At 72.2% G+C, this 15,856-nt stretch carries 12 protein-coding genes; 9 read left to right on the forward strand and 3 right to left on the reverse strand.

The features are described 5' to 3' along the window. Positions 1-7: 7 nt before the first annotated feature. Positions 8-943, reverse strand: coding sequence for an LLM class F420-dependent oxidoreductase (locus OG746_RS34420; protein ID WP_266721855.1), 936 nt, complete (start codon positions 941-943; stop codon positions 8-10). Positions 944-1,115: 172 nt separating this feature from the next. Continuing rightward, entirely contained in the window at positions 1,116-1,829 is a 714-nt protein-coding gene (locus OG746_RS34425) for a DUF5995 family protein (RefSeq protein WP_266721857.1), read from the reverse strand. A gap of 123 nt (positions 1,830-1,952) precedes the next feature. Here OG746_RS34425 and OG746_RS34430 point away from each other — a divergent pair, with 123 nt between their 5' ends. From OG746_RS34430 to OG746_RS34470, 9 genes are all read left to right on the forward strand, one after another. Continuing rightward, entirely contained in the window at positions 1,953-3,119 is a 1,167-nt protein-coding gene (locus tag OG746_RS34430; protein WP_266725614.1) for a glycoside hydrolase family 6 protein, read from the forward strand. 128 nt (positions 3,120-3,247) lie between these two features. Continuing rightward, on the forward strand, positions 3,248-4,651 hold the full coding sequence (locus OG746_RS34435; RefSeq protein ID WP_266721859.1) for an amidohydrolase family protein: 1,404 nt from the start codon (positions 3,248-3,250) through the stop codon (positions 4,649-4,651). 141 nt (positions 4,652-4,792) lie between these two features. Then, complete coding sequence (locus OG746_RS34440) at positions 4,793-6,304, forward strand: nucleobase:cation symporter-2 family protein (RefSeq protein WP_266721861.1); 1,512 nt, start codon at positions 4,793-4,795, stop codon at positions 6,302-6,304. Positions 6,305-6,316: 12 nt separating this feature from the next. After that, complete coding sequence (locus OG746_RS34445) at positions 6,317-7,036, forward strand: GntR family transcriptional regulator (protein WP_266721863.1); 720 nt, start codon at positions 6,317-6,319, stop codon at positions 7,034-7,036. A 129-nt stretch (positions 7,037-7,165) separates the two neighbouring features. Then, the gene (locus OG746_RS34450; RefSeq protein WP_266721865.1) at positions 7,166-9,481 is read left to right on the forward strand and encodes a molybdopterin cofactor-binding domain-containing protein; all 2,316 of its coding nucleotides are present in this window, start codon (positions 7,166-7,168) and stop codon (positions 9,479-9,481) included. Positions 9,482-9,556: 75 nt separating this feature from the next. Further along, the gene (locus tag OG746_RS34455; protein WP_266721867.1) at positions 9,557-10,486 is read left to right on the forward strand and encodes an amidohydrolase family protein; all 930 of its coding nucleotides are present in this window, start codon (positions 9,557-9,559) and stop codon (positions 10,484-10,486) included. 1,232 nt (positions 10,487-11,718) lie between these two features. Next, positions 11,719-12,462, forward strand: coding sequence for an aspartate racemase/maleate isomerase family protein (locus OG746_RS34460; RefSeq protein WP_266721869.1), 744 nt, complete (start codon positions 11,719-11,721; stop codon positions 12,460-12,462). Next, positions 12,449-13,894: a UbiD family decarboxylase gene (locus OG746_RS34465; protein ID WP_266721871.1), complete on the forward strand. Its 1,446-nt coding sequence runs from the start codon at positions 12,449-12,451 to the stop codon at positions 13,892-13,894. The genes OG746_RS34460 and OG746_RS34465 overlap by 14 nt, the downstream gene beginning before the upstream one ends. Further along, positions 13,885-14,445 (forward strand): UbiX family flavin prenyltransferase, encoded by a 561-nt coding sequence (locus OG746_RS34470; protein ID WP_266721873.1) that lies wholly within the window; start codon positions 13,885-13,887, stop codon positions 14,443-14,445. The genes OG746_RS34465 and OG746_RS34470 overlap by 10 nt, the downstream gene beginning before the upstream one ends. Here OG746_RS34470 and OG746_RS34475 read toward each other — a convergent pair whose 3' ends face one another. Then, entirely contained in the window at positions 14,446-15,849 is a 1,404-nt protein-coding gene (locus tag OG746_RS34475; protein ID WP_266721875.1) for a uracil-xanthine permease family protein, read from the reverse strand. It lies immediately after the preceding gene. Positions 15,850-15,856 lie beyond the last annotated feature (7 nt).

The raw sequence follows: 15,856 nt of genomic DNA on the forward strand, positions 1-15,856 counted from the left end.
CGGGAGATCAGACGCCTGCGGCGCGCGCCTTCTCGTACAGCTCCGCCGCGACGTCCTTGAGCTCCTCCGCGTCCCGGGCCTGGCCCTGGAGTTCGATCATGATCTCCTCCAGGCCCACCTCGTCGTGCGCGACCAGGTCCTCCACGATCTGGTCGATGCTGCCCTGGAACGGCCTGCGGTCCTCGCCGGTGTACGGCTCGCGGGTGTGGACCGTGTTGACGCGCAGCACGGTCTGCAGGGGTGCGGTGCGGCCGCGCTCCTCCGCGAGCGCCTGGAGGTCGGCCCACTGCTGCTTGAGGCCCTCGGCCCCCATCGCCGCGGGCATCCAGCCGTCCGCCTTGTCGACCATGCGGCGGGCCGACCTCGGGCTGTTCGCCGGGAGCAGGATCGGCAGTGGTCCGGCCGGCTTGGGGCCGACCACGGCCGGTGCGACGGTCGTCAGCTCACCCTCGTACGACACCGGGTCCGGGCCCCACACCGCGCGGCACACGTCGACCAGCTCGTCGAGCACCTTGCCGCGCCGCTCGAAGGGCGCCACGCCGGCCGCCGCGTACTCGTCGTGCGACCAGCCCGTGCCGAGCCCCGCGACGACGCGGCCCCCGCTCGCCGCGTCCAACGAGGCAAGGGAACGGGCGAGTTGGAAGGGGATGTGCAGCGGCGCCACGAGGACGCTGGTGCCGAGCCGTGCGCGGGACGTGGCGGACGCCGCCAGGGTGAGCGCGACGAGCGGGTCGGCGACGGAGCGGTACTGGTCCGGCCAGGGCAGGCCGGGAATCCCGTACAGGCCCTGGGTGGCGGGCTCGGGGTACAGGATCCGCTCGAACACCCACAGGCTGTCGTAGCCCACGGCCTCCGCCGCGCGCGCCACGTCCGGGATGTCCCTGCCGATGTCGTACTGCTTCATCTGGGGCAGTCCGAGGCCGAGTCGGGTCGTCGTCGCCATGCGCGTGCTCCTTTGCTCGCCGGGTCTGTTCGACACCGTGGATCTCTGTGTCAGCGTGGATCTCTGTGTCAGCGTGGATCTCTGTGCCAGCGCGGATCTCTGTGTCAACGTACCGACGTGGTACGGGTGTTCCCTCCGCTGCGGTACGGATGTTCCGGCGGCTTCGGCCGAGTCAGTCCGGCAGCGGAGTGAGCAGCATCCGCCCGACCAGACCCACCGACGCGTCGAGACGGTGCGCGAACTCGGCCTCCACGGACGGCAGATCGCGCAGCGCCCACAGGGCGCGGGCCGCTCCCCACGCGCCGTCGCGGGCGCGCTCCAGGCTCCACGCGCCGAGCAGATGGGTCAGCGGATCGGCGACCTGGAGCAGGTCGGGGCCCGGCATCAGCTCTTCGCGGATGCGCTCCTCCAGCGAGACGAGGAGGTCGCCCACGCGCTCGAACTCATCCTCCAGTGCGTCCGGTTCGCAGCCCAGCGTGCGACACGCGTCCACGACGGCGAGCGCCAGATCGTGCCCGATGTGCGCATTGATGCCCGCGAGCGCGAACTGCAACGGGCGTACGCCGGGATGCCGGCGGAGCTGGAACAGGGGCCGCCAGCAGGCGGGCGGGCGCGCGCCGTGGGCCGCCGCGTCGACCGCCACGAGATAGCGCTCGGCGAACCGGACGTCCAGCGTGACCGCCGCTCCCCGGTCCGGGAAGCCGCCCGCGAGCCCCCCGTCGATGACCCGGTCGACCTCCTCCGTGACGGAGAGATAGACCCGGTTGAAGACGGCCACGCCGTCGCGCGGTGGCAGATCCGCGCCGAGCGCGCGCATCCGTGCGATCACGATGTCGACCCCTTGAGCGGGGATCCGGGCCTGTGCGAACCGCTCCAACTGCGCCATGAACGCAGCGTCCCAGCCGTAGCCTTACGCGGACGTCGGCTGGCCGGGGGCTTCCCCAGAACGAGGGAACGGCGGACCTGGAGGGGGAGGGTGAGTGCGGTGTCGGGCTTACGCGCGCGGCGGCTGGCCGAACGGCGGGCGGAGCGGCGCCGCAGGACGGCGCGCGGAGCGCTCGCCGCGGCGGCCTCGGCCGTGGTGGCCGTCGGCACCGTAGTGGGCCTCGTGTCCGCCCTCGACCGCGACAGGGCCGAGGCCGACGAGGCACGCCCGACCGTCAGTGGGTCTCCGAGCCTGCGCCCACTGCCCGCGGTGCCGACCCCGTCGCCGACCAGTAACTCGCCCTCACCGTCGAAGAGTTCGAAGCCGAAGCCGAAGCCCAAGAAGTCGGCCCCCGCCCGGCCGAAGCCGTCGAGCGCCCCGCCCGCCGCGAGCGGCCTGTACCGGTACGGCGACTCCCAGGTCCTCGAATGGGTGCGGGCCAACCGCTCCGACCCGCGCCGCCCGCTCATCGAGTCCCGGATAGCGAACCGCCCGGCCGCCGTCTGGTTCGCCGACTACGCGCCCGCCACGATCACCTCGCGGGTGCGTGCGGTCACCTCGGCCGGGGCGAGCGCAGGGCAGGTGCCGGTGCTCGTGCCCTACGCCGTCCCCGACCGTGACTGCGGCGGGCACTCCGAGGGCGGGGCGCCCGACCTGGACGCGTACGGTGACTGGATCGAGAGGTTCGCGCGGGGGCTCGGCTCCCGCGAGGTCATCGTGATCCTGGAGCCCGACGCGCTGTCCCAGACCGAGTGCCTTTCCAAGAGCCGACAGGCCGACCGCTACGAGGCGCTGGCGCACGCGGGCCGGGCCCTCAAGTCCGCGAACCCACGCGCCCGCGTCTACTACGACGCCGGACACTCCGCCTGGAACCCGCCCGGCACCCAGGCAGCCCGCCTTCGCGCGGCGGGCGCCGCGTCGGCCGCGTCGTCCGACGGCGTGTTCACCAACGTCTCCAACTTCCACCGGACGTTGGACGAGACCGCGTACGCCCGCAAGGTGCTCGCCGCGATGGGCGGGCCGAGCGGCCTGGGCGCCGTCATCGACACGAGCCGCAACGGCAACGGCGCCCCGCCCGACGGCGAGTGGTGCGACCCCGACGGCCGCACCCTGGGCCGGTCCCCGACGCTGCGGACCGGGGAGTCCCGGATCGACGCGTATCTGTGGGTGAAGCTGCCCGGGGAGTCGGACGGGTGCAAGGGGGAGCCGGGGACGTTCACGGCGGACTATGCGTACGAGTTGGCGGACTGAGCGTCGCCCGGTTGCGTAAGTCCCGTACGGGCATGAGGGGTTGACAGTTCCAGTGGCCGGAATATGTTGCATGCAATGTGAAATATGGCCGGGCCGATGGCCGAGACCCCCTTGACCCTGGAGGCTCAATGGACTCCGTGCGGCAGTGCGACCTCTTGTTCACCGGAGGCCACGTGGTCACCGTGGACGACGGCAGGAACGTGTACGAGCCCGGCGCCGTCGCGGTGGCCGGCGACCGGATCGTGGCGGTGGGCCCGGCGGCGGAGATCGAGGCCGGGTGGCGGGGCGCGCGGGTGGTGGACTGCCGGGGCCGGGCGGTGCTGCCGGGGTTCGTGGACGGGCACAGCCACCTCTTCCAGGCGCTGGCCAGGGGCCTCGGCGAGGGGCAGTCGATCTGGCCGTGGCTGTGCGAGTTCATGTGGCCGTACTCGATCGCGGTGGACGCCGAGGACGCGCGGATCGCGGCGACGCTCGGCGCGGTGGAGGCGCTGCGCTCGGGCATCACCACGGTCGTCGACAATCACTACGCGCCGACCGACGCCGAAACGGTTCTCTCGGTGGCCGGCGCCATCGAGGCGACCGGACTCCGCGGCGTCGTCGCGCGCGGCATGATCGGGCACAAGACCGCCGTCGCCGCCGCGCGCGGACTGCCCGACGAGCTCTTCCGCTACTCCGTCGCCGAGGAACTCGACATCACGCGGGACTGCATGCGGGCCCGGCCGCCCGGCTCCGCCGTCGAGATCTGGCCCGCCCCGCTCAACCTCAGCTACGGCGACCAGGAACTGATGCGCGGCGCCGCCGGGTTGGCCCATGAGTTCGGCGCCCGGTGGCACACGCACTGCAGCGAGGGCGCCAAGGACCCGGCGAGCTACCTGGACGCGTACGGGATCAGGCCCGTGAGCTGGCTCGCCGCGGAAGGGCTCCTCGACGAGCGGGCCACCCTCGCGCACGCCGTCTGGCTCGACGACGCCGAGGCCAAGGCGGTCGGGGAACGCGGCGCCGCGGTCGCCCACAACCCGGCCTCCAACGCGTACCTCGCCTCCGGAGTGATGCCGCTGCGCCGCCTGCGCGACGCCGGGGCCGTCGTGGCGCTCGGCACCGACGGGCCCAGTGCGGGGCACCGCCAGGACATGTTCGAGGTCATGAAGCAGACCCTGTTCGCCCAGCGCCTCGACACGCTCGACCCGGCGGTGGCGCGCTGCGAGGAGGCCCTGGAACTGGCCACCCGGGAAGGCGGCCGGTACGTCGGCAACGGCGCCGGGGTGCTCGCGCCCGGCGCTCCCGCCGACCTCGCCGTGGTGGCGCTCGACCGCCCCCACCTGCGCCCGCTGCACCGCGCGGTGGCCGCGCTCGTCTACTCCGCGCGCGGCGGCGACGTGGAGATGACCGTCGTCGGCGGTCGCGTCGTCGTCGAGGAGGGGCGCTGCACCCTCGTCGACGAGGAGGCGCTGATGGAGGAGGCCCAGGAACGCGCCGAACGCCTCGTCCACCGGGCCGGCTTCGGCCCGCTCACGACCCCTTGGCAGCACTGACAGCACTGACAGCACTGACAGCACTGACAGCACTGGCAGAACACGCAGAACTGACAGCCACAGGTGACGGCCGTCCGTCCACGGCCCCGGTAAGTGCGCACGAGACAACACCCGGCCCACCGGGTGGAGGGAGTAACGCACATGTCCGAAAGGGAAGTTCAGGACGGGACTCAGGACGGGGCGGGGGAGCCGGGCACGGCGGAGGTGGAGGGGCGGCGCAAGGACGCCGTCGATTCCGTGCCCTCCGTGTGGCGCCTCGTCGTCTACGGGTTCCAGCACGTGCTCGCCTTCTACGCGGGCGCCGTCGTGATGCCGCTGCTCGTCGCCGAGGGCATCGGCATGAAGGGCGACGACATCGCCCTGCTCGTCAACGCCTCGCTGCTGACCTGCGGCCTCGCCACGCTCCTGCAGTCCGCCGGTCTTCCGGGCATCGGCATCCGGCTGCCGGTGGTGCAGGGCACGTCCACCACCGCGGTGCCCTCGCTGGTGTCCGTGGGGCTCGCGGCGGGCGGGGCGAAGGCCGGCCTGCCGACCGTGTTCGGGGCGGTGATCGCGGCGGGGCTCGCCCTGTTCGTGGTGGCACCCGTCTTCAGCAGGCTGGTGCGCTTCTTCCCGCCGCTGGTCACCGGCACGATCGTGACCATCGTGGGGATCACGCTGCTCGCCGTCGCCGCGCGGCAGGTGGGCGGGGGAGACCCGAGCCAGGGCTCGTTCGGCTCCCCGCAACACCTGGGGCTCGCAGCCGTCACGCTCGTCGTCATCCTGCTGCTGCACAAGCTGTCGCGGGGGTTCCTCGCGACGGTGGCGGTCCTCGTCGGCCTGTTCATCGGTACGGTCGTGGCCGCGTTCGCCGGGTTCGCCGACTTCTCGGGGATCGGATCCACGCCCTGGCTGGGCACCGCGGCTCCGCTGCACTACGGGGCGCCCCGGTTCGACGTCGTCGCGGTGCTCTCGATCGTCCTGGTCATGGTCATCATCGCGGTCGAGTCCATCGGGCAGTTCTTCGCCGTCGGCGAGATCGTGGACCGGAAGGTCGAGGGCAGGCACGTGACCCGCGCCCTGCGCGCCGACGGCCTGGCCACCGCGGTCGCGGGCGTATTCAACTCCTTTCCCAGCACCGTCTATTCGCAGAACATCGGCCTGATCCGGCTGACCAGGGTCAAGTCCCGCTGGATCGTCGCGTCCTCCGGCGTGATCATGATGGTGCTCGGGCTCGTACCGAAGGTGGGGGCGATCGTCGCCGCGATGCCGGCCTCGGTCCTCGGCGGCGCGACGATCGTGCTGTTCTCCACCATCGCGGTCGTCGGCGTGCAGATCCTCTTCCAGGCCGACCTGACCGACCAGCGCAACACCATCCTCGTCGCCGCGAGCGTGGGTGTCGGCTTTCTGCCCACCGCGTTCCCGCAGTTCGCCGAGCAGATGCCGGGGCGGCAGCTGCATGCGCTCTTCGAGAGCGGCATCATCCTCGGCACGCTCACGGCGGTGTTCCTGAACCTCTTCTTCCACCACCTGCGGCTGCCCTTCGGGCGTCGGAGGGGGAGCGGGGACGGCGGGGAGTGCCGGGAATGCCGGAAGGGGGGTTCGAACGCTGCCGGATCCATTGACGCACCCGAACATTACATGCAACATGTATCTCCAACGGGCAAGCAGTGAGGGGGAGTTGAGATGAGCGCAGAGCGGGCGGTCAATCCGGTCGCGGCCGGCAGCCTCCTGGCGGACCGGGCGTACGAGGAGCTGAAGGGTGCCGTTCTGGCGAACCGGCTGCGCCCCGGCGACGCGCTCTCCGTGCCCGCCCTCGCCGCGCAGCTGAGCATCAGCCGCAGCCCGGTGCGCGAGGCGGTCCAGCGCCTCATCCACGACGGCCTCGCCACGCACGTCCCGCACAAGGGGGCCGTGGTCGCCACGGTCGACGTGGAGGACGTGCGGCAGCTGTACGTCGTCCGTGAGGTGATGGAGGGCCTCGCCGCCCGCCTGGCCACCGAGCGGCTCGACGCCTCACGGGTCGCCGAACTGCGCGACCTCCTTGAGCGGCACGAGCGCGAGGTCGGCACCGGAGTCGACGAGCGCACGCACATCGAGATGGACATGGCCTACCACCGGATGATCCGCGAGGTGGCCGACAACCCCCACCTCACCGCGGCGCTCGACACCATCCAGGGCCGCGCCCACCTCGCCCTGCACCAACTGTGGCGCGGTCAGGAGGCGCCGCGGCTCGCCGTCGCCGAACACCGCCGCATCTTCGAGGCGATGACATCGGGCGACCCGGACGCGGCCGATCTCGCGGCCCGCGACCACATCCGCAAGCTCCGCATCCGCCTCTCGCAGGCCGTCGCGCCGGGCCCTTCGGGGTCCTCCGGGGCCGGCCGCGTACGCCCCGTCGAATAGCGCCACAGAGCAGCGCCGTCGTACAGCCCCACAGACCAGCGCCGTCGTACAGCGCCACCGAGAGCGACAACGCACCACGTTCGAAGCTCAACTCCCGTTCAGCGCAAGCCAGAAGGGACGTGACCGACCGTGAGCACCGCAACCGGCACCGCCACCGCTGTCCGTGACGGCGTCGGCGCCAGCACCCCGCGCCCCGACGGCCGACTGAAGGTCAAGGGCGACTTCGCCTACTCCTCCGACCTGCGGGCCGAGGGCATGGTGTGGGGCGCGACGTTGCGCTCGCCGCACCCGAGCGCCCGCATCGTGCGGCTCGACACGACCGCGGCGCTGCGGCTGCCCGGGGTGCTGGCGGTGCTCACCCACGAGGACGTCCCGGGGCGGGCGACGTACGGCATGAAGGTCTCCGACCAGCCGGTTCTCGCCGCCGACCGCGTCCGCTACCAGGGGGAGCCGGTGGCCCTCGTGGCCGCCGACCACCCCGAGACGGCCCGCAGGGCGCTGGCGCTGATCGACATCGCGTACGAGGAGCAGCCGGCGCTCACCGACCCCGAGGACGCGGTACGTGGCGTGGGCCCCCTGGTCCACCACGACCGCGTGGACGGGAGGCACGGCAACGTCGTCCGGCACGTCCGCATCCGCCACGGCGACGTGGCGGCCGCTCGCGCCGAGGCCGACGTGATCGTCAGCGGCACGTACGAGGTCGGCATGCAGGACCAGGCCTTCCTCGGCCCCGAGTCCGGGCTCGCGATCCCCGCGGAGGACGGCGGCGTCGACGTCTACGTGTCGACGCAGTGGCTGCACGACGACCAGCACCAGATGTGCGCCGCGCTCGGCCTGCCGCCGGAGAAGGTGCGGCTCACGCTGTCCGGTGTGGGCGGCGCGTTCGGCGGGCGCGAGGACGTGTCCGTGCAGATCCACGCGGCGATGCTCGCGCTGCGCACCGGCAGGCCGGTGAAGATGAGCTACAACCGCGAGGAGTCCTTCTACGGTCATGTGCACCGGCACCCGGCCCGCATGTGGTTCGAGCACGGGGCGACGCGCGAGGGCCGGATCGTGTTCGTCAAGGCGCGGCTGCTCTTGGACGGCGGCGCCTACACCTCCACCTCGCAGGTCGTCATCGCCAACGGCTCCTACTTCGCGGCCGGTGCCTACGACGTGCCGCACGCCGAGATCGACGGATTCTCCGTCTTCACCAACAACCCGCCCTGCGGCGCGATGCGCGGCTTCGGCGCCGTGCAGTCCTGCTACGGCGTCGAGTCGAACCTCGACAAGCTGGCCCATGAACTCGGTATGGATCCGGCGGAGTTGAGGGTGCGCAACGCGATGACCACCGGGACGGTGCTGCCGACCGGGCAGGCGGTGGACGGTCCCGCGCCGGCGGCGGAGCTGTTGGACCGGTTGCGTGCGCGGCCGCTGCCGCCGGTGGGGGAAGGGCCGTTCGGGAACCCCGGCGGGCTCAACAACACCAGCCACGGCGAAGGCATCAGGCGTGGCGTCGGGTACGCGATCGGGGTCAAGGCCATCGGCTTCTCCGGCGGCGTCGACGACCGCTCCGTGGCCCGCGTACGGCTCGTCCTGAACGGCGGCGAACCCGTCGCCGAGGTACACACCGCCGCCGCCGAGTGCGGCCAGGGCATCGTCACCGTACAGACGCAGATCGTACGGACCGAGCTGGGCGTCGAGCGTGTGGTCGTGCTCCCGGCCGATACACAGGTCGGCGACGCCGGATCGTCCTCGGCGTCGCGCATCACCTGGATGAGCGGGGGAGCGGTACAAGGCGCGTGCAAGGCGCTGCGCGAGCGGATCACGGTGCTCGGTGACCGGTCGTTGGTCGAACTGCTCGCCGAATACGGTCCGTTGGAGGCGGAGTACGAGTACGCGCACCGCCGCACGTTCCCCGTCGACGACGAACGCGGGCAGGGCGACGCGCACATCGCGTTCGCGTTCGCCGCGCACCGGGCCGTCGTGGACGTCGACACCGAGCTGGGGCTCGTGAAGGTCGTCGAACTGGCCACCGCACAGGATGTCGGCAAGGCGATGAATCCCCTTGCCGTGGAAGGCCAGATCGAGGGCGGCAGCGCGCAGGGCCTCGGGCTCGCGGTGATGGAGGAGCTTCGGGTCGAGGACGGCCGGGTGCGCAATCCGTCGTTCACGGACTATCTGATCCCGACCATCGCCGATATGCCGCACGTCCCCATCGACCTGCTCGAACTTCCGCACCCGGACTCGCCGTACGGCCTCAACGGCGTCGGTGAGCCGCCCACCCTGTCGTCGACTCCCGCCATCGCGAACGCGCTGCGTGCCGCTACGGGGTTGGAGCTGGCGAAGGTGCCGGTGCGGCCCGAGGACATCACCGGTTCCGGTTCCGATTCCGGATTCGGCTCCGGGGCCGGATTCGGCTCCGGGTCCGGCTCCGGTGGCATCGCCGACAGCGAGAGGAGGTGAGGCGGGCCCTGCCCTGGGTCCCCAAACGGTCCACCACTGAACACGGTTGGTACCAGCTGGGAAGGAAACAGCACCTTGATCATCGACACCCATATGCACCCGACCAACATCGTCGACCAGGCGTGGCGGCACGACGGCTCCCCGTTCACGGGTGAGCGCACGCTGGAGATGATGGACGGCCCGTACATGATCAACGGCAAGCCGCGCCGCATCGACTACGGCTGCATCATGCCGCCGCCCGGCAACTCCGTCTGGCAGGACGGGATGCGCACCGGACGCGAGGGCATCCGCGACTACATGGCGTACATCACCGAACTGGTCACCACGTACCCCGACCGGTTCATCGGGAACTTCATGTACAACCCGCGCTTCGGGCCCGAGAACGGGGCGAAGGAGCTGGAGTTCCACGTCAAGGAGTACGGCTACAAGATGCTGAAGCTGCATGCCAACATGCACGCTTACCGGCCCGACCGGGCCCTCGACTGGCTGCGGCCCGTGCTGCGGGTCTGCGACGAACTGGGTGTCGTCGTCCTCATCCACACCGGCGACGGGCCGTACTCGATCCCGACGCAGTTCTACCCGATCATCCGGGAGTTCACCAACGTCAACTTCATCCTCGCCCACTTCGGTGTGCAGACCGGTGGCGTGTACTGCTTCGAGGCGCTCTACATGATCCTCGACTCGCCGAACGTGTACGGGGAGTCGGGCTGGCTGCTCCAGTCGCGGATCGTGGAGTTCGCGCAGCAGATGGAGAAGCACCAGCTGGTCTTCGGGACGGACTCGCCGCCGAACGAACCGGGCATGTGGGCGCGGGAGTTGGAGGTGCTGTGCGGTCCGCCGCCGCAGGGCATGCACCTCTCCGAGGAGCACCTTGAGGGCTACCTCGGCAACAACATGGCCAAGCTTCTCGACCTGAAGCCGACGCCTCCGCCGCGCAACCAGGAGGAGGCGCAACTTCGCCTCACGGACACGTACGCGTCGTTGGACACGGTTGCGCGTAGGTGACGGTGGGCCGGGGGCCATGGCCTCCGGCGGTGGGGCGGGGGCCGGGGGTGCGTCCTGGCCCCCGGCGGCCGGGGGCGGGGGCGTTGACCGCCGGGGGCGGGGTTAGGGGTGCACTTTGGCCTCCGGAGCCCCGTTCCGGTTGCCTCCGCCCATCTCCCACCCGCCCGCCCCCTCCAGGGGCGTCGGCCCGACGGGGTGGCGCCCGTGGCGTGGGCAACTCCGCTGCCGGGCCGGTTCCCGGCCTGTTGCGGCCGATCGCTCCACGCCACGGGGCTCCGCCCCCCCTGGGACGCTGTGCCTCAAGGTCGGCGGCGCTGATTGTGCGGAACCGGCGTTACGGCCTCGGGGCTCCGCCCCGGCCCCCGCTGCTCAATCGCCGCAGGGGCTTGATTTACCCAACCGCCGCCGATGCCGTCCCCGACCCCGTCCCCGACCCCGACCATCTCCCACCCACCCGCCCCCTCCAGGGGCGTCGGCCCGACGGGGTGCCGCCCCCGCCATGGGCAATCCGCCACAAGAACGGCTCCCCACCTGTTGCGGTCGACGCCACCCCGCCATGGGCAATCCGCCACAGGGACGGCTCCCCACCCGTTGCGGCCGGCCGCCACCGCCTTGGGCAATCTGCCGCCTTGGGCGGCAGGGTGGGCAAGGCGGCACCCCGGTGCGGCGTAACGAGGATGAAGGGCCCGGCCCCGGCTCCGGTGCGCAACCTCGGTGCTGCCCCACGGGCGGTGGACAAGCCCCGTTGCGGCGCAGGAAGCACGGCGGACGCCGACCCGAGCCACCCACGGGGGCCGAAGCCCCCGGAGGGGGCGGGCGGGTGGGAGATGGGCGGGTACCGGCGCAGCCGGGGAGACCCGGTGCCGCGAAACGGTCGCGTCGGGCGTCATCGGGGTGCGCCCGGTGCCGCGAAACGGCCGCGTCGGGCGTCATCCCGCCCGCCCGGTCCCACGCCACGGCCGCGTCGGGCGTCATCCCGCCCGGTCCCGCGCCACGGTCACGTCAGGCGTCATCCCGCCCGGTCCCACGCCACGGCCACGTCAGACGTCATCCCGCCACCCGCTGCCGCGCAACGCCCTCGCTGCCGCGCAACGGCCCGCGCCAACACCCCCGCTGCCGCGCAACGCCCCGCGCCAACACCCCCGCCCCGCGCAACAGTCACCACGACCTCGACCACGCCACCCGCCACCGCCACCCGCCACACCCCACCGCCACAGACAGGACCCGCCACCGTGCAACGTATAGGGCACCTCCTCCCCGCCACCTCCCTCGGCGCCGACCGCTGGGTGGCCCAGATCTGCGCCCCGGTCCAGGTGGACATCGCCCACCCCGCCGCCCGCGCCCTCCTCCCCGAGTTCCAGTACGGCCCGGCCCTGACGGCCACCCACACCGACGAACTGCGGCGCGGCGCCGAACAGTTGGCCCAGGCCGGCGCCGACGCCATCGTGTGGCACGGCACATCGGCCGGCCTCGACGGCGCCGCCCACGCCCGCACCGTGGCCCGCGTCATCGAACGCACCGCCGGCGTCCGCGCCTCCACCGTCACCCTCGGCCAGCTCGACCTCCTGGCCCGCGCCGCGACCCACTCCATCGCCCTCATCACCGCAGGCTCCGAACAACAGGCGGGCCGCCTCGCCGACACCTGCCTCGCCGCGGGCCTCCGTATCGCCTCCCTCACCGCCCTCGACCTGGCCACCCCGCGCGAGGCGGCCGAGCTGCCCGTGTCGAAGGTCCGCCGGATCCTCCTCGACGCCGATTCCGTCGACGCCGAGTGCCTGGTGGTGGCCGGCACCGAACTCCCGGTCGCCCCCGTCGCGGCCATGGTGGAACGGGAGTTGGGCAAGCCGGTGCACGACGGAGCGCGGGTGGCCGTCCGCACGGCACTCGACCTGCTCGGCACGGGAGTCGAATCCCCCGCGTGGGGCGAGCTGTTCACGGGCGGCGTGCACGCGGGGGTCTGCTGTGACAGCCACTGACCGCACCCCCGCCCGCACCCGCACCCCCGCCCGCGCCCACGACACCGGCCGCCAGGATCTGCACGCCTTCCTCGACGCCTACCGCGCCGCCCACCCCGATGACGTTCTCACCGTCGACGAGAAGCTGGAAGGCGAGGACGTCGCCGCTCTCGTCGCCGAACTCGCTGCCCGCGGCCGCGACGAACTCCTCCTCTGTGCACGGGTGTCGGGCCTCGACGGCACGCCCCTCGTCACCAACCTCTTCGCCTCGCGCACCCGCGTCGCCCGCCTGCTCGGCACGGACCCGGCCGGTCTGCACCACGCCTACCAGCAGGCCGCCGCCCGCCGCACCGAACCCCGCGTCGTCCCCACGGGCCCCGTCCTCGACACGGTCGCCGAGGGCCCGGACGTCGACCTGACCACGCTCCCGCTCCTCAAGCACTTCGACTCGGACCGCGGCCCGTACATCACCAGCGGCGTCATCACCGCCGAGGCGCCATCCGACACACCCGGCCGCTCCGGCAACCTCAGCTACCACCGCGCCCTCGTGCACAGCCGCACCGAACTCGCCACGAGCCTGCACTCACGCGGCCACCTGTGGCAGCTGCTGCGCCTCGCCGAGCAGCGCGGCGAGCCGCTGCCGGTGGCGATGGTCATCGGCGCCCACCCCCTCTTCCAACTCGCCGCCTCGGCCCGCGTCGGCCCCGATGTCGACGAACGCACCCTGGCGGGCGGCCTGTTGGGGGAGCCCCTGGACGTCGTACGCACCCCACGGCACGGTATCCGCGTCCCGGCCTGCGCCGAACTCGTCCTCGAAGGCGTCATCGACCCGGCCCGCACCGCGCCCGAAGGCCCTTTCGGCGAGTTCTCCGGCTACTCCTCCGACCGCTCCACGAACAACGTCCTCACGGTGCACAGCGTGCTGCGCCGCCGCGACGCCGTGCTCCTCGACATCGTCGGCGGCAACAGCGCCGAACACCTCAACCTGGCCCGCATCCCGCGCGAGTCGGAGATGGCGGAACAGCTCACGTCCCGCTTCCCCGAGGTCACGGCGCTGCACTACCCGACCTCCGGCACGCACTTCCACGCGTACGTCGCCCTGCGCCAGGCCCGTCCAGGACAGGCCCGGCAGATCATGCTCGCGCTGCTGGGCTGGGACCCGTACCTGAAGACGGTCGTCGCGGTCGACGACGACGTGGACATCACCCGCGACGAGGACGTGCTGTGGGCGCTCGCGACCCATCTCCAGCCGGGCGCCGACGTGTTCACGGTCGACGGACTTCCCGGCAGCCCCCTCGACCCCTCGTCGACCCCGGACGGCACCACGTCCCGTATGGGCCTCGACGCCACCCGCGCCCCGCACTTCGACGCCGTACGCATCCGCACGGACCCGGCGCGCGTCGCGCGCGCCCGTGAACTGCTGGACGAGGGACCGGGACCGGCGTGCGGCTGATCGTCGGGATCACGGGTGCGACCGGCGCGGCCTACGGCATCCGCCTCCTGGAGGCGCTGCGCGCCGTGCCCGACGTCGAGACGCATCTGATCCTGACCCGCTGGGCACGGACCACCATCGAACTGGAGACGGACCGGAGCGTCGGTGACGTACAGAAGCTCGCCGACGTCGTGCACCGCCCCGGCGACCAGGCGGCGGCCGTCTCCTCCGGCTCGTTCCGCACCGATGGCATGGTGATCGCGCCGTGCAGCATGAAGACGCTCGCGGGGATCCGGGCCGGCTACGCGGACGGGCTGCTCGGCCGGGCGGCCGACGTCGTCCTCAAGGAGCGGCGGCCGCTGGTCCTCGTACCGCGCGAGAGCCCGCTGCACGAGATCCACCTGGAGAACATGCTCGCCCTCGCCCGCATGGGCGCCCGGATCGTGCCGCCGATGCCGGCCTTCTACCAGCGCCCGAAAACGATCGAGGACCTGGTCGACCACACGGTCGCCCGGGTCCTCGATCAACTCGCCCTGCCGGGACCGGCGGTGGACCGGTGGGCGGGCGGGTGACTACTTGTCGCCGGCCGGCTTGTTGTCGGCCCGCTCCTCGTCGTACGACGACGTGCCCTCGTCGAGCAGCGGCTTCTGCGTCTTGAGGTGCGCGGGGGCCATCGCCCGCAGTGCGTGGTACCCGGTGATGACGACGATCGTGCCGAGGGCGATGCCGCTCAGCGAGAAGGTGTCGGTGAACTTCAGGGAGACGTCGCCGATGCCGATGATGATGCCCGCGGCGGTCGGCACGAGGTTCAGCGGGTTGCGCAGGTCGACCCCCGCGTTGATCCAGATCTGCGCGCCGAGCAGGCCGATCATGCCGTAGAGGATGACCGTGATGCCGCCGAGGACGCCGCCCGGGATCGCCGCCACGATCGCGCCGAACTTCGGGCACAGGCCGAAGAGCAGCGCGAATCCGGCCGCCGCCCAGTACGCCGCCGTCGAGTAGACGCGGGTCGCGGCCATGACGCCGATGTTCTCGGAGTACGTGGTGTTGGGCGGGCCGCCGACGGCCGTGGAGAGCATCGAGCCGACGCCGTCCGCCGAGATGGCCGTGCCGAGCTTGCCGTCGAGGTTGTCGCCGGTCATCTCGCCGACGGCCTTGACGTGGCCCGCGTTTTCCGCGATCAGCGCGATGACGACCGGCAGGGCCACCAGGATCGCCGACCACTGGAAGGACGGGGCGTGGAAGGTCGGCAGGCCGAACCAGTCCGCCTGGCCGACGGCCGACAGGTCGAGGCGCCAGTGGTCGACGGCCTTGCCGCCGCTGTTCGGCGAGTGGATCTGCCCGAAGACCCGGTCGAGGACCCAGGAGATCCCGTAGCCGAAGACCAGGCCGAGGAAGATCGCGATCCGCGACCAGAAACCGCGCAGGCACACCACGGCCAAACCGGTGAACAGCATGACGAGCAGCGCCGTCCACTGGTCGGTCGGCCAGTACGTGGTGGCCGTGACCGGGGCGAGGTTGAAGCCGATCAGCATCACGACCGCGCCGGTCACCACCGGCGGCATCGCCGCGTGGATGATCCGCGCCCCGAACTTCTGTACCGCGAGGCCCACCAGGAACAGCGCGACGCCCACGACGAAGACGGCGCCCGTGACCGTCGCGCTGGTGCCGCCCTGCGCCCGGATCACGGCCGCGACGCCCACGAAGGAGAGCGAACAGCCCAGGTAGCTGGGGACCCGGCCGCGCGTCGCGAGCAGGAAGATGACCGTCGAGACGCCGGACATCATGATCGCGAGGTTCGGGTCGAGGCCCATCAGGACGGGCGCCACGAAGGACGCGCCGAACATCGCGACCACGTGCTGTGCGCCGAGCCCGATCGTGCGCGGCCAGGAAAGCCGCTCGTCGGGGCGGACGACCGCGCCGGGAGCCGGCGTGCGCCCGTCGCCGTGCAGTTTCCAGCGCACGCCGAGGTCCATGAGAGAT

It is taken from the genome of Streptomyces sp. NBC_01016, assembly GCF_026341035.1.
Taxonomy (GTDB): domain Bacteria; phylum Actinomycetota; class Actinomycetes; order Streptomycetales; family Streptomycetaceae; genus Streptomyces.